Source organism: Chromobacterium sinusclupearum (assembly GCF_002902845.1).
GTDB classification, from domain to species: domain Bacteria; phylum Pseudomonadota; class Gammaproteobacteria; order Burkholderiales; family Chromobacteriaceae; genus Chromobacterium; species Chromobacterium sinusclupearum.
In genome coordinates this window covers 38,716-53,456 of record NZ_PPTF01000005.1, presented here as the reverse complement: position 1 = coordinate 53,456, position 14,741 = coordinate 38,716, and the positions used below count along the sequence as shown (strand labels likewise).

Below are 14,741 nucleotides of genomic sequence, written 5' to 3'. Positions count from 1 at the left end.
CGATGAATTACGACCGCTACTACACCTGCGATTTGCTCAATGGCGAAGGGGTGAGGGTGACGCTGTTTGTCACCGGTTGTCCGCATGCCTGCCCAGGCTGCCACAACCCGTCGACCTGGGACCGCAAGGCGGGCCGGCCGTTCACCCCGGAAGTGCGCGAGCAGTTGCTGGCGCATTGCGCCAAGCACGACGGCCTGAGCCTATCGGGCGGCGATCCGCTGCACCCGGCCAATCGCGGCGAGATTCTGGACTTGTGCCGGCGCTTCAAGGCCCGCTATCCGGACAAGGATATCTGGCTATGGACCGGCTACCGGCATGAGGAAGTGGCTGAGCTGGATATTCTGCGCTACGTCGATGTGCTGATAGACGGCCGCTACCGCCAGGACTTGCCGACCAGCAAGCCCTGGCGGGGGTCGGATAATCAACGGCTGATCAGGTTGAACGCTTGATCAGGGGCAGTTGTTGCTGCCGCTGACGCAGCTGACGTAATTGCTCTCGAAGCCGAGATTGCTGCGGTCTCGTCCGTACAGCGCGAGCATCTTGTAATCGCTGGCGGCCAGCGTCAGGCTGGACAGGTTGAAGCTGGCGCTGCCGGCGCTGCCAAGCTTGCCGCCCAGGTCGATGTGGACGGGATTGTTGCAGCTGCCGCTGTTGCAGAATGAGGCATCATGCGGGACGACGGCATTGTCCCCTGTCCAGGAGAAGCTCAAGGTGTTGCCCTGGGCGCTGGCGTAGTTGGCCAAGGCGCTCTGACTGGCGCTGTCCAGCGTCAGCCAAGGCAGTGTCGCCAGCTGAGACGATTGAGGCGGCACGCCATCCACGCGAGTGAAGACGCTGGTGATCAGGCTGCCGAAGGCATTGTCGGAGTACAGGTCGATCTTCACTTGCCGTCCGCGCTGGAAGAAGGCGGAGATCAGGGCATCGCCGGAGGCGAGGTTGCCATTATTGAAGCCGTCCAAGCCCAGCCATGTGCTTCCGCAACTGCTGCCTTGCATGGTGAGCCAGGATTGGCTGGTGCAGCCGGCATTGCTGAGCGTCGCGATGGGTGTGCTGTCCCAGCCGGTGCCGGTGGCGTTGCGTTGATAGACCTTGGCGGACTGAATCACGTTGCTGACGCCATTGGCGCTGGTATGAATCTCAAAAGAAATCGCGCGGTAATAGCTGGGTTGTGGATTGCTGACGCCTACTCGCAGCGTGCGCTGCACATTGGCGTTGACATGGATTTCATAGGGCGATGCCTGGCCCAGCAGTTTCCACGCCGTTGTGCCGTTGCGCAGCACCACCGCCATTTCCGCGCCTTCCTGCACTGTGCTGCCGTTGATGACGTCGAAGCCGGCCGTGCAGATTTTGTCGCTGCCGGAGAAGTCGCAATCGCGCAGCGTGGGGTTGGCGACGCTGCCGCCGAGCAAGCCGCCTTGCGACAGGAAGCCGCAGATTTGCGAAGCGAAATTGCTGGTATTGAGCGTTTGCTGGTTGATGCTGAGTGTGAACTGAGGATCCAGCAGGCCGACGTTGTTGTTCAGCACGGCGGCGCAGGCGCTGGCGCTGCTGCTGCCGGCGGCGCTATTCAATGCCGAAAATATCTGGCTGATGCTGGTCAGGTCCAAGCTAAGCCCATTGATCAAGGTGCTGTCGCTCAGGCTGCCGGATTGGCTGCCGCTATTGTCCACGTAGAAGTTGCTGCTGCCAAAGCGCCCCTCCAGCTGTACGAAGGTATGGCCGTTATTGGTCCCGGTATTGGCGGCGATGGCGTCCAGCACCTTGTCCATCCCGGTGCGATTGGCGCTGAAGGCCGTGGTGGTGAGGTCAGCGCCGCTATTGAGGCCGGATGCGGCCAGGACTTGAGATAAAGCGCCCTGCAGTGTTTGCTGGCTGCTGCTGAGCGCGCTGGCGGATGGCGCGCCGGCGGTCATGATGTTGGCGGCGTCGCTGCCGCTGGCCAGCGTGACCAGGGCGGTGGTCAACGACGTGACATTGGCGGTGCCCGCGCTTTGGGCGACGGCGTAATGACAGGTGTAGACCGCGTTGACCAGGCCGCAGGCCTGCAGTCGGAAGGGCGCGGTCAGCGCGCTGACGTCCAGGTTGCTGTAGCTGCCGTCGCTATTGACGCTGACGCTGGCGGTCTGGCCATTGGCGCCTAGCACCGTCAGCGTGGCATTCTGCATCGGCGCGCCTACCGCCACGGTCCCGGACAAGCTGCTCGATCCTGAGCTGCCGCCGCCGCTACCGCCGCCACAGGATGCCAGCATGAAGCAGCATCCCAGCCAAAACCATGCAGCTTGAGCCTTCATTGCATTTCTCCTTTGCGGTTTGGCCGGCAACGGCCAGTGTTTTCAGACTAGTCAAAAACCATGTTGGATGCATGGCGGATTGCCGTTTGCCGTCTCTTAGGTGTTTCGCTGTTTTAGTTTGTTGCGATTTTTTGCGCTGCCGCTGCGCGTTTGCTTGATTCATTTATCATGAACTGGATGGTCCATCGAGAATAATGAAGGAGGAGCGGGCAATGGCTTGGACGAAAGCGCAAAGGCAAACGGTGTTCGCCTGCTATCTGGGTTGGACGCTGGATGCGTTCGATTTCTTCTTGATGGTGTTCGTGCTCAAGGATATCGCCCGCGAGTTCGGCACCGATATCGAGGCGGTCAGCTGGGCGACGATGCTGACGCTGGCGGCGCGGCCGATAGGCGCGTTGATATTTGGCCGGTTGGCGGATCGATTCGGCCGGCGTCCGGTGCTGATGGCCAATATCGTGCTGTATTCCGTGTTGGGTTTTTCCTCTGCCTTTGCGCCCAATCTGATCGTGCTGCTGGTGCTGCGCACCCTGTTCGGCGTGGCGATGGGCGGGGAGTGGGGCGTGGGTTCGTCGCTGACGATGGAGAGCATACCCAAGGAATCGCGCGGTTTCGTCTCCGGCCTGCTGCAGGCTGGTTATCCCAGCGGCTACCTGCTGGCGACGCTGGCTTTCGGCCAGTTGTTCGAGCATATAGGCTGGCGCGGCATGTTCATGCTCAGCCTGTTGCCGGCATTGCTGACCTTGTATATCCGGCGCAATGTGCCGGAAAGTCCCAGCTGGGAAGCCGCGCGCCATCACGACAAGCCTGGCCTGCTGGAGACCATAGTCGCGCAGTGGAGGCTGTCGTTGTACGCCATCGCGCTGATGACCTGCTTCAACTTCTTTTCCCACGGCACGCAGGACATGTATCCGACTTTCCTGCGGGTGCAGCACAAGTTCGATCCGCATACGGTGCAGATGATAGGCATTTGCCTCAATGTGGGGGCGATTATCGGCGGCTTGTCGGTCGGCGCGCTGTCGGAAAAGATAGGTCGGCGCAACGCCATTACGTTGGCGGCGCTGTTCGCGCTGCCGGTGCTGCCGTTGTGGGCTTTCTCCAGCACGCCGCTGATGCTGGCGGCCGGCGCCTTTTTGATGCAAATCGCGGTGCAGGGCGCTTGGGGGGTGATCCCGGCGCACCTGAACGAAATCTCGCCGCTGGCGGTGCGCGCCACCTTTCCCGGGCTGGTCTATCAGCTGGGCAATCTGCTGGCATCGGTCAATAGTCCGATGCAGGCGCACATGGCCAAGACCAATGGCGGCGACTATGGGCTGGCGATGGCCATCGTCGCCGGCTTGGTGGCATTGGCCATCGCGATATTGATCCGCTTCAGTCGCGAGCGGCGAGGGGAGTCGATGTCGGCGCTGTAACCGTAGCCCCGGCTTTTTCAATCACAACTGGGCCAGCCGCGCGCGGCAGGCTTGCGCCTCGTCCATGATGCGGGCAAGCAGTTCGGCCACCGTCGGCACATCGTCGATTAGGCCCTGAGCCTGGCCTATCAACTGCACGCCCTTTTCATGGTCGCCGTCCTGGATGGCGAGGCGGATGGATTCCGTCGCGGCGCCGAACAGCGCAAGTTGGCGCAAGGCTTGCGGCTGGCTCAGCATGCCGCCTATCGCCACCTTTATCACGGGCATCCCCATGCGACGGGCGACCGCGCTGGCGCGGAAGGCGGCAGGGATCAGCCCCAGTGGTTTGCGGCTGGCGCGGCGCGCGGCGGGGGTGTCCATCATTCGGCACCAGAGTCCGTCGAAGTTTTTCGAATACAGCGTGTCGGCTACGCCGCGCTGCAGCACCATGTCCTTGGTGTTGGCATGCACCGGGCTTTCCCGCGTCATGGCGAGCCGGGTGCCCATGGCGACGGCGTCCGCGCCCAGCGCCAGCGCCGCGATGAGGCCCTCGCCGCCGGCAAAGCCGCCGGCGGCGACGATGGGCAGCGAGCTGGCGCGCCGGATCGCCGGCACCAGCACCAGCGAGGTGACGCTGCCGCCGTGCGCCGCTGCCTCGTGCCCAGTCACCAACAAGGCGTCGGCCCCGCATTTTTCCGCCGAGACGGCGTGCTTCTCCGTGACCACCGTCGCCAGCACTTTGCCGCCGTAGCGGTGCGCCGCCTCGGCGATCCAGTCGCCCTTGCCCAGCGAGTAGTTGATCACCGGCGCCTGTTCTTCCAGCGCGACCCTGGCATTGTCGGCCGCGCCCGGCATCATCAAGGTGCAGCCGACGCCGAAGGGCTTGTCAGTCAACTCCCGGATGCGGCGGATAGCGGCCCGGGTGGCGTCGGCGGAGAGCGGGCCGGTGGCGAGGATGCCCAGGCCGCCGGCATTGCCGACGGCGGCGACCAGTTCCGGTGTGGCGATATAGCTCATGCCGGGGCAGAGCAGCGGGCGTTCTATGCCAAACAGGCGGGTGATGGCGGTGTGCATGATGGCGGCCGATGGCTGGTTTACAATGACGCCTTATTGTTGATGTATTTTTCCTGAAATTCAAACGATTGTTTTAATTATGATGCTGATCGTGCTGATGGCCTGGTTATATGTGGTATTGATGCTTGCCGTAGCGCAGGATTCCGTGGCGGCCGGATTGGCTGTCGGCTTCCTGCTCGGGGTGCTGCCAACCTGGTTTGTCGCATGGGTGGTACGCAACAAGCTGCGTCGCCGCCGCGCGGAGCGAGAACAGGGACGGAAAGCTTGAGGCGGAAGGCTTTCCGGTGCTAGAATCTTGCGTCCTTGCCATATCGGCTGGGATTTTAATCAAAACTACGCACATCCGCGCCAAAGGGTGCCCGGCGGAACCAGTTTCCAGAACGGGTTGTCTGCGCGGATGGAGGCTTAACCCTTTTAGGAGTTTTTGCATGTCCACCAACGTTACCATGCGTCAAATGCTTGAGGCCGGCGTTCACTTCGGCCACCAAACCCGCTTCTGGAACCCGAAGATGGCTAAGTACATCTTTGGCAGCCGCAACAAGATCCACATCATCAACCTGGAAAAGACCCTGCCGCTGTTCGTAGAGTCCCAGGAGTATGTGCGTCGTCTGGCTGCCAACAAGGGCACCGTGATGTTCGTGGGCACCAAGCGTCAAGCGCGTGAGATCGTACGTGAAGAAGCTGCCCGTTGCGGCATGCCGTTTGTCGACCACCGCTGGCTGGGCGGCATGCTGACCAACTACAAGACCGTGAAGCAGTCCATCAAGCGTCTTGAAGAAAAGCGCGCCATCCTGGAATCCGCCGGCGAAACCGGTTACAACAAGAAAGAACTGCTGGACCTGCAGCGCGAAGTTGAAAAGCTCGAGCGCTCGCTGGGCGGTATCAAGGATATGAAGGGCCTGCCGGACGCCATCTTCGTTATCGACACCGGCTACCAGAAGGGTACCATCGTCGAAGCCAAGAAGCTGGGCATTCCGGTGATCGGCGTTGTTGATACCAACAACTCCCCGGACGGCATCGATTACGTGATCCCGGGTAACGACGACTCCAGCCGCGCCATCCGTCTGTACGCTCGCGGCATCGCCGACGCGGTGCTGGAAGGTCGCGCGCACTCTCTGCAAGAGATCGTCGCTGCTGCTGAAACGGCTCAGGCCGAGTAAGCGGACCAAAAGGGGCGCAAGCCCCTTTTTTTGGACCCGATCATTTACGTAATCCAAATTATTAGGAGTGAAGCATGGCGGAAATCACCGCAAAAATGGTTTCGGATCTGCGCGTGGCCACCGGCCTGGGCATGATGGAATGCAAGAAGGCTCTGGTTGAGGCTGAAGGCGACTTCGCCAAGGCGGAAGAAATCCTGCGCATCAAGTCCGGCAACAAGGCCTCCAAGATGGCCGGTCGCCTGGCTGCCGAAGGCATCATCGGTTCCTACGTTGAAGCTGGCGTGGGCGCGCTGGTTGAAGTGAACTGCGAAACCGACTTCGTGGCCAAGGACCCGACCTTCGTCGCCCTGGCTACCGCCGCCGCCAAGGCTGTCGCCATCGCCAATCCGGCCGATGTGGAAGCGCTGGGCGCGGTTGAGGTGGACGGCGTGCAAGTGGAGGAAATCCGCAAGGCCGCCATCGCCAAGCTGGGCGAGAACATGACCATCCGTCGCTTTGTTCGCTACCAGACCGAAGGCGCGATCGCCACCTACCTGCACGGCGCGAAGATCGGCGTGATCGTCGACTACGCCGGCGCCGAGCAAGTGGGCAAGGACGTGGCCATGCACATCGCCGCTTCCAAGCCGCTGTGCGTGTCCAAGGATCAGGTTCCGGCCGAGACCCTGGAGCAAGAGCGCAAGATCTACACCGCTCAGGCTGCCGAATCCGGCAAGCCGGCCGACATCGTCGCCAAGATGGTGGAAGGCCGCGTGAACAAGTTCCTGGCTGAAGTGACCCTGCTGGGTCAGCCCTTCGTCAAGAACCCGGATCAGACCGTTGAAAAGCTGCTGGCCGAACAAAAGGCCTCGGTGAAGGCGTTCGCCATGTTCGTGGTGGGCGAAGGCATCGAGAAGAAGGTAGTGGATTACGCCGCTGAAGTGGCTGCCGCCGCCAAGCTGTAAGCCTGACGCTACCGCTGTACCGACGGCACCCTGCATGCAGGGTGCCGTTTTGCAAACTGAAATACCATAAACCGCCAACACCGAGGACATCATGAGCCAAGTTCCTGCCTATAAACGCATTCTGCTGAAACTTTCCGGCGAAGCCCTGATGGGCGATGACAGCTATGGTATCAACCGCGCCACGATCGAGCAGATCGTCGGCCAGATCAAGGAAGTGGTGGAGCTTGGCGTAGAGGTAGGCATCGTCATCGGCGGCGGCAACATCTTCCGCGGCGTGGCGCCGGCGGCCGCCGGCATGGACCGCGCCACCGCGGACTACATGGGCATGATGGCCACCGTGATGAATGCGCTGGCGCTGAAGGATGCCATGACCAAGGTGGGCCTGATCGCCCGCGTGCAGTCCGCGCTGACCATGCAGCAGATCGCCGAGCCTTATGTGCGCGGCAAGGCCATGCAGTACTTGGAAGAGGGCAAGGTCGTGATCTTCGCCGCCGGCACCGGCAACCCCTTCTTCACTACCGATACCGCCGCCGCGCTGCGCGGCATGGAAATGAACGTCGACATCATGCTGAAGGCCACCAAGGTGGACGGCGTGTATACCGACGACCCGAAAAAGAACCCGGATGCGGTGCGCTACCAGACCCTGACTTTCGACGAGGCCATTTCGCGTAATCTGAAAGTGATGGACGCCACCGCCTTTGCGCTGTGCCGCGACCAGCAGCTGAATATCAAGGTGTTCAGCATCTTCAAGAACGGCGCGCTGCGCCGGGTCGTGCTTGGCGAAGACGAAGGCACGCTGGTACACTGCTGAGTTTGAAAATTGCTGAAGGCGAAAACGGCAATGGCCGTTTTCGCCTTGTTATTTGAAGTTTCGATTGGGAGTGCGACATGATTAACGAGATCAAGAAATCGGCCGAACAAAAAATGCAGAAATCGCTGGAGGCGTTCAAGAACGACTTGGCCAAGGTTCGTACCGGCCGCGCCCACACCGGTATTCTGGATCATGTCATGGTTGACTACTACGGCAGCGATGTGCCGGTGAATCAGGTGGCCAACGTCACGCTGATCGACGCGCGCACCATCGGCGTGCAGCCGTGGGAAAAGCCGATGCTGGCCAAAATCGAGAAGGCCATCCGTGATTCCGATCTGGGCCTGAACCCGGCGTCCATGGGCGAAGTCATCCGCGTGCCGATGCCGATGCTGACCGAGGAGCGCCGCAAGGACCTGATCAAGGTGGTGCGCGGCGAGGCCGAAGGCGCGCGCGTGGCCGTGCGCAATATCCGCCGCGATTCCAACACTGAATTCAAGAATCTGCTGAAGGACAAGACCATCACCGAGGACGACGAGCGCCGCGGCCAGGACGAAATCCAGAAGCTGACCGACAAGTACACCGCAGAAATCGACAAGATGCTGGCCGCCAAAGAAGCCGATCTGATGGCTGTGTAAGGGGCTGCTCTTGTTTTCCGCATCCTGGAAGGATACGCCGGAGGGGCGCGAGCCGCCCCGGCATATCGCCATCATCATGGATGGCAATGGCCGTTGGGCCAAGAAGCGTTTCCTGCCGCGCGTGGCCGGCCACAAGCGTGGACTGGACGCGGTCCGCGAGATCGTCAAGGCCTGCAAGGAGCTGGGCGTCGGCTATCTGACGCTGTTCGCGTTCTCCACTGAAAACTGGCGTCGGCCGCAAGAGGAAGTCAGCTTCCTGATGGAGCTGTTTCTGCGCGCGCTGGACAATGAGGTGGAGCGTCTGCATGGCAACAATATCCGTCTGAAGGTGTTGGGTTCGCGCGAGCGGTTCAGCGCCGAGCTGTGCGAGCGCATCGATCGCGCGGAGCAAAAAACGGCCGGCAATGATGGCCTGGTGCTCAGCATCGCCGCCGATTATGGCGGCCGCTGGGATATCGTGCAGGCTGCCAACCAGTTGTTGCGGCAGGGCGCGACTGAAATCACCGAGGAGGCCCTGAGCCGCCAGTTGACGATGTCCTGGGCGCCGGAACCGGATTTGTTCATCCGCACCGGCGGCGAGCAGCGCATCAGCAACTTCCTGCTATGGCAGCTGGCGTATTCCGAGCTGTACTTCACCGATCTGCTGTGGCCCGATTTCGATCGCGCGGCGCTGGAGCAGGCCGTTTCTTCCTACTGGCAGCGTGAACGGCGCTTTGGTCGCACCAGCGAGCAACTGCCGGAACATTTGCGCCGCGACCGACCCTAACCTTTCATGCTCAAAACGCGTATTCTGACTGCGCTGGTGCTGCTTCCGCTGATGCTGGCGGCACTTTTCCTGTTTCCTGCGGCCGCCTGGGGCGGCTTTTCCTGGTTGATCGTCATTCTGGCCCTGTGGGAGTACTCCCGCATGGTCAAGATGCGCCTGCCTGAGCAAGCCGCCTATTTGGCCTTGTCTTCGCTGCTGGCGGTGATCGCCTGGTTCGGCCATTGGCACACGCATGCCGCCGTTCATGGCCTGGCGCTGGCGTTCTGGCTGGTCCTGGTGCCGGCCTGGCTGGTTAAGCGCTGGCCGATTCCGTCGGGCGCAGCGGCTTGGCTGCTCGGTTGGGCCCTGATGCTGCCGGCCTGGTTCGCCTTCATGGAGTGGCGGCCGGAGCCGACGCGGCATGATGCGCTGGCCTTGTTGGCCGTGATGGGGCTGGTTTGGGTGGCCGATGTGGCCGCCTATTTCTCCGGCAAGGCCTTTGGCCGGCGCAAGCTGGCGCCGGCGATCAGTCCCGGCAAGAGCTGGGAGGGCGTTTACGGCGCCGTGGCGTGCGTGGCCTTGTATGTGGCGCTGGTCGATCACTTTGGCTGGCTGGACATTCATCTGCCGCTGTGGGGGCTATTGTTGTTGGCTTTGCCGCTGACCGCGGTCAGCGTGTGCGGCGATTTGCTGGAATCCTGGTTCAAGCGTTCGGCCGGCATCAAGGACAGCAGCGCGCTACTGCCCGGCCATGGCGGCGTGTACGATCGTATCGACAGTCTGATCGCCGTGCTGGCGGTCAGCAACGCCCTGCGCGCGCTGGGCGGCATGTAATTCTGGAAGGTTCACATGAGCAAACCTCAGGGTATTGCCGTACTGGGGGCGACCGGCAGCGTAGGCTGCAGCACGCTGGACGTGATCGCCCGTCATCCCGAGCGCTACCGGGTGGTGGCGCTGACCGCTCATCGCCAGCTCGACAAACTGTTCGAGCAGGCAAGTCGTTTTCATCCCGATTATCTGGTAGTGGCGGATGCCGAATCCGCTGCGCAATTGCGCCTGCGCCTGGCCGATGCCGGCTTGGCGGGCGAGGTGCTGTTTGGCGCGCAGGCCTTGGAGCAGGTGGCCGTCTTGCCGGAAGTCGACGCGGTGATGGCCGCCATCGTCGGCGCGGCCGGCTTGCCGTCGGCGCTGGCCGCGGCGCGGGCCGGCAAGCGCATCCTGCTGGCGAACAAGGAATCGCTGGTGGTGGCCGGCCGTCTGTTCATGGACGCGGTCCATGGCAGCGGCGCGAGCTTGCTGCCGGTGGATAGCGAGCACAGCGCGATTTTCCAGTCGCTGCCGGCGGGATATGCCGGCCAGCCGGATGTCGCCGGCGTCCGCAAGATCATCCTGACTGCCTCTGGCGGCCCGTTTCGCGGCAAGTCCGCCGCCGAGCTGTTGGATGTCTCTCCGGATGACGCCTGCCGCCATCCCAACTGGAGCATGGGACGCAAGATTTCGGTAGACTCCGCCACGCTGATGAACAAGGGGCTGGAAGTCATAGAGGCCCGCTGGCTGTTTAATGTGCCGCCAAGCCGCATCGATGTAGTGGTGCACCCGCAGAGCGTGATCCATTCCATGGTGCAATATCGGGATGGTTCGGTGATGGCGCAACTGGGTTCTCCCGATATGCGCACGCCTATCGCGTGCGCCCTGTCCTGGCCGGAGCGCATAGAGGCGGGCGTGGAGTCGCTGGATTTCTTCGCTCTGGGCGACTTGACCTTTGAAAAACCGGATATGCGGCGCTTCCCGTGCTTGCAGCTGGCTTTCGATGCGCTGGAATCCGGCGGCGACGCGCCCGCCGTGTTGAACGCCGCCAATGAGGTGGCGGTGGCCGCCTTCCTGGAAGGGCGGATTCGTTTCATTGACATACCGCGCATCGTGGCTGACACCTTGTCCGGCGTCCCGGCTGCGGCCAGCGATTCGCTGGCCGGATTACTGGCGCGGGATGCCGAGGCCCGGCGCTACGCGGAGCAGAGGGTGGCCTTATGTTGACTGTATTCGCGTTCCTGCTGGCGATAGGCGTGTTGGTGACGTTTCACGAGCTTGGCCACTATTGGGTTGCCAAGCTGTGCGGCGTGCGCGTATTGCGTTTCTCCATCGGTTTTGGCAGTCCGCTGTTCCGCTTCAAGCCGCGTGAGACCGAGTGGGTGATTTGCCCGATTCCGCTGGGCGGCTACGTCAAGATGCTGGATGAGCGCGAAGGCTATGTCGATCCGGAGGAGCGGCCCCGCGCCTTCAACAACCAGCATGTGCTCAAGCGCATCGCCATCGTGGCGGCTGGCCCGCTGGCGAATCTGCTGCTGGCCGTCTTGTTGTACTGGGGCGTGATTGCCCAGGGCGTGCCGCAGCTGAAGCCGCTGATCGGCACCGTGGTGGCGCAGACGCCGGCGGCCGCGGCGGGGTTTCGCGATGGCGACCGGGTGGTCAGCGTGGCTGGGCGCGCGGTGTCCAGCTGGCAGGAAATCCGCCTGGCCCTGGTCGATGCCGCCATGTCAGGCGACGTGATCCCCGTGCGGGTGCAGAATGCCTCCGGCGCCGCTGCGGAGCGGCGTATCGATGCCGCCCGCTTTGGCGACAAGGCGGTGCAGGCCTTGCAGCAGGGCGATCCCGGGTTTTCGCCTGCGCGCTTTCTGCCGGCCGTGGGCGTCGTGGAGCCGGGTGGCGTGGCTGCCAAAGCTGGTTTGAAGCCCGGCGACAAGCTGTTGTCTGTCGGCGGCCAGCCGCTATCCAGCTGGGAGGCTTGGGTGCAGCAGGTGCGCAATAGCCCTGGCAAGGATTTGCAAATCCGCATCGAGCGCGACGGCAAGCCGATGCAATTGAGCCTGCGGCCGCAGGCGGTGACGCAGTATGATGAAGTGGTGGGGCGCATTGGCGTCGCGCCGTTGCCGGATGCGGCTTGGAACGACAAGCTGAGCTTCATGGTGCATTATGGCGTGTTCGGCGCATTGCAGCAGGCTGCGGTGAAGACGGGCGACACCGCCTGGATGAGCCTGAAGTTTCTGGGCAATATGTTGATTGGCCACGCTTCTTTGAACAACCTGTCCGGTCCGCTGACCATCGCCAATGTGGCGGGGCAGACGGCGCGCGAGGGACTGACGCCGTATCTGGAATTTCTGGCGCTGATCAGCATCAGCATCGGCATACTCAATCTGCTGCCCATACCGGTTCTGGATGGCGGCCACTTAATGTATTATGTCGCGGAGCTGGTAAGAGGTAAGCCCGTCAGCGAACGGGCGCAAATGCTCGGACAAAAAATTGGTTTCATATTGCTGGCGTCTTTGATGGCGTTTGCCATGCTGAATGATTTCAGCCGCCTATTTGGGGGTTAAAACGTACCTATGAAATTGAAGCTACTTTCAGCGGCCGTGCTGGGCCTATCCATGGCCTCCACTGCGATGGCCGCTGATCCTTTCGTCATCAAGGATATTCGCGTTGAGGGCCTGCAGCGTACCGAGCCGGGCACGGTCTTCAACTATCTGCCGGTCAAGGTGGGCGACACCTTTACCGATGCCAAGGCGCAGGAATCGATCAAAGCGCTGTTCAACACCGGTTTCTTCAACGACGTGCGCGTCGAGAGCCGTGGCGCCACCTTGATCGTCACCGTGGCGGAGCGCCCGGTGATCACCCAGCTCAACATCAACGGCGCCAAGGAATTCAGCAAGGATCAACTGAAAAAGGCGCTGAAGGACAATGGTTTCGCCGAGTCGCTGATCTTTGACCAGGCCTTGCTGGATGGCGCGGTGCAGGAATTGAAGCGCCAGTATTACAGCCGCGGCAAGTATTCGGTGGAGATCACGCCGTCCGTCACCAAGCTGGAGCGCAACCGCGTGTCGGTCACGCTGGACATCAACGAGGGCGTGACCGCGCGCATCAAGGAAATCCGCATCGTCGGCGCCAACGCTTTCTCGCAGTCCAAGCTGCTTGATGAGTTCAGCCTGACCACGGGCGGCTGGCTGTCATGGATCACCAAGGATGACCAGTATTCCAAGCAGAAACTGACTGGCGATCTGGAGAAGCTCAAGGCTCTCTACCAGAATCAGGGCTATATGGAGTTCGGCATCGACTCGTCGCAAGTGTCGATCAGCCCGGACAAGCAGAGCATGTACTTGATCATCAATGTGCATGAGGGCAAGAAGTTCACCGTGTCCGACGTGCGCTTGGCCGGCGATCTGAAAGTGCCGGAGCCGGAGCTGCGCAAGCTGATCAGCATCAAGAACGGGGACACTTTCAATAATGAGAAAGTGACTGAAGCGGTCAAGGCGATCAGCGACCGCCTGGGCGAGGCCGGTTACGCCTTCGCCAACGTCAACGTGCTGCCGGATATCGATCACGACAAGCAGACCGCGGCTTTCACCTTCTTCGTCGATCCGGGCCGCAAAACCTATGTCCGCCGCGTCAATGTGGCCGGCAACAACAAGACCCGCGATGAAGTGATTCGCCGCGAATTGCGCCAGATGGAAGGCGCCCCGTACAACGCTGCCGATGTGAAGCGCAGCAAGGAGCGCCTGGACGGCCTGGGTTACTTCGAAGACGTGAACGTGGAAACGCCTGCGGTGCCGGACGCGCCGGATCAGGTGGACATGAACATCAGCCTGAAGGAACGCTCCACCGGCAGCATCTCCGGCAGCCTGGGCTTTGTGCAGGGCGAAGGCCTGGTGATCGGCGCCAACATCTCGCAGAGCAATATCTTCGGCTCCGGCAAATACATGTCTTTGGGCATGTCCACCGGGAAGGTCAACAAGAATTACTCGCTGTCGTTCACCGATCCGTACTTCACGCCGGATGGCGTCAGCCTGGGTTATGACGTGTACGACCGCGTCTACAACCCGGACGCGACCTCTATCTCGGCATACAAGACCGGCACGATAGGCGCTGACGTGCGCTTTGGGGTGCCGATCACCGAGTACGACCGCATCAACTTCACGTTGGGCGCGGAAAAGACCGACATCACGACGTATAGTAATAGCCCGCAGCAGTACATCGACTTCGTCAACCAGTATGGCAGCAGCAACTACACCATACTTGGCACGGTAGGCTGGAGCCGCGATACGCGCGATAGCGCGCTTTGGCCGACGCGCGGCGCCACCATTCGCGTCAATGCCGATGCGGGTCTGCCTGGCGGTTCGCTGGAATATTACCGTCTGACGCACCAGCAGACCTGGTACTTCCCGCTGTCCAAGGACTTTACGCTGATGCTGAACGGCGAGTTGGGCTATGCCGACGGTTACGGCAAGACCAAGGTGCTGCCGTTCTTCCAGAACTTCTACATGGGTGGCCTGGGTTCGGTGCGCGGCTATGATACCAGCAGTATCGGTCCGTATGATTCCGTAGCCAATTCCTATCTGGGCGGTAACCGCAAGGCGGTGGCCAATGCGGAAATCCTGTTCCCGATGCCTGGCTTGAAGGATAATAAATCCGTGCGCCTCAGCGCCTTCGTCGACGTCGGCACGCTATGGAACACCAATCTGACCAGCCAGCAAAACGCCGCGGGGATTTACAGCTCGGCGAGCGATGGCTTGCGTTACTCGGCAGGCCTGGCGCTGACCTGGCTGTCGCCGATGGGCCCGATGAAGTTCAGTCTTGCCAATCCGCTGAAGAAGGAGCCGAATGACAAGATTCAGCGCTTCCAGTTCCAGATGGGCACCACGTTCTAA

General features: G+C 61.6%; 14 protein-coding genes. 12 read left to right on the top strand and 2 right to left on the bottom strand.

Translation table 11 applies throughout. The features are described from left to right. Positions 1–2 precede the first annotated feature (2 nt). Positions 3–449, top strand: a complete 447-nt coding sequence (gene nrdG / locus C2134_RS01190) for an anaerobic ribonucleoside-triphosphate reductase activating protein (protein WP_103316887.1) — start codon at positions 3–5, stop codon at positions 447–449. Here nrdG and C2134_RS01185 read toward each other — a convergent pair whose 3' ends face one another. Then, complete coding sequence (locus tag C2134_RS01185) at positions 450–2,291, bottom strand: hypothetical protein (RefSeq protein WP_103316850.1); 1,842 nt, start codon at positions 2,289–2,291, stop codon at positions 450–452. It lies immediately after the preceding gene. A gap of 212 nt (positions 2,292–2,503) precedes the next feature. Between C2134_RS01185 and C2134_RS01180 the strand changes: the two genes are divergently transcribed. Further along, positions 2,504–3,700: an MFS transporter gene (locus tag C2134_RS01180; RefSeq protein ID WP_103316848.1), complete on the top strand. Its 1,197-nt coding sequence runs from the start codon at positions 2,504–2,506 to the stop codon at positions 3,698–3,700. Positions 3,701–3,721: 21 nt separating this feature from the next. Here C2134_RS01180 and C2134_RS01175 read toward each other — a convergent pair whose 3' ends face one another. After that, entirely contained in the window at positions 3,722–4,780 is a 1,059-nt protein-coding gene (locus C2134_RS01175) for an NAD(P)H-dependent flavin oxidoreductase (RefSeq protein WP_304529164.1), read from the bottom strand. 52 nt (positions 4,781–4,832) lie between these two features. Here C2134_RS01175 and C2134_RS01170 point away from each other — a divergent pair, with 52 nt between their 5' ends. From C2134_RS01170 to bamA, 10 genes are all read left to right on the top strand, one after another. Then, entirely contained in the window at positions 4,833–5,021 is a 189-nt protein-coding gene (locus tag C2134_RS01170) for an ATP synthase subunit I (protein WP_233163941.1), read from the top strand. Between the two features lie 160 nt (positions 5,022–5,181). Then, a complete protein-coding gene (rpsB, locus tag C2134_RS01165; RefSeq protein WP_043624984.1) occupies positions 5,182–5,913 on the top strand; it encodes a 30S ribosomal protein S2 in 732 nt (243 codons plus the stop codon). Between the two features lie 74 nt (positions 5,914–5,987). Then, positions 5,988–6,854 carry a translation elongation factor Ts gene (tsf, locus tag C2134_RS01160; protein WP_103316842.1) on the top strand — a complete coding sequence of 289 codons (867 nt, stop codon included), beginning with the start codon at positions 5,988–5,990 and terminating at the stop codon, positions 6,852–6,854. Between the two features lie 91 nt (positions 6,855–6,945). Next, entirely contained in the window at positions 6,946–7,665 is a 720-nt protein-coding gene (gene pyrH / locus C2134_RS01155) for a UMP kinase (RefSeq protein ID WP_103316840.1), read from the top strand. A gap of 77 nt (positions 7,666–7,742) precedes the next feature. Beyond that, positions 7,743–8,300, top strand: a complete 558-nt coding sequence (frr, locus tag C2134_RS01150) for a ribosome recycling factor (RefSeq protein ID WP_103316838.1) — start codon at positions 7,743–7,745, stop codon at positions 8,298–8,300. Between the two features lie 10 nt (positions 8,301–8,310). Next, positions 8,311–9,066 (top strand): undecaprenyl pyrophosphate synthase, encoded by a 756-nt coding sequence (gene uppS / locus C2134_RS01145; RefSeq protein WP_233196327.1) that lies wholly within the window; start codon positions 8,311–8,313, stop codon positions 9,064–9,066. A 6-nt stretch (positions 9,067–9,072) separates the two neighbouring features. After that, complete coding sequence (locus tag C2134_RS01140) at positions 9,073–9,879, top strand: phosphatidate cytidylyltransferase (RefSeq protein ID WP_103316836.1); 807 nt, start codon at positions 9,073–9,075, stop codon at positions 9,877–9,879. A gap of 15 nt (positions 9,880–9,894) precedes the next feature. After that, positions 9,895–11,079: a 1-deoxy-D-xylulose-5-phosphate reductoisomerase gene (gene ispC, locus C2134_RS01135; protein ID WP_103316834.1), complete on the top strand. Its 1,185-nt coding sequence runs from the start codon at positions 9,895–9,897 to the stop codon at positions 11,077–11,079. Further along, positions 11,073–12,416: an RIP metalloprotease RseP gene (rseP, locus tag C2134_RS01130; protein WP_103316832.1), complete on the top strand. Its 1,344-nt coding sequence runs from the start codon at positions 11,073–11,075 to the stop codon at positions 12,414–12,416. Before ispC ends, rseP begins: the two co-directional genes overlap by 7 nt. A 9-nt stretch (positions 12,417–12,425) precedes the next feature. Continuing rightward, the gene (gene bamA / locus C2134_RS01125; RefSeq protein ID WP_103316830.1) at positions 12,426–14,741 is read left to right on the top strand and encodes an outer membrane protein assembly factor BamA; all 2,316 of its coding nucleotides are present in this window, start codon (positions 12,426–12,428) and stop codon (positions 14,739–14,741) included.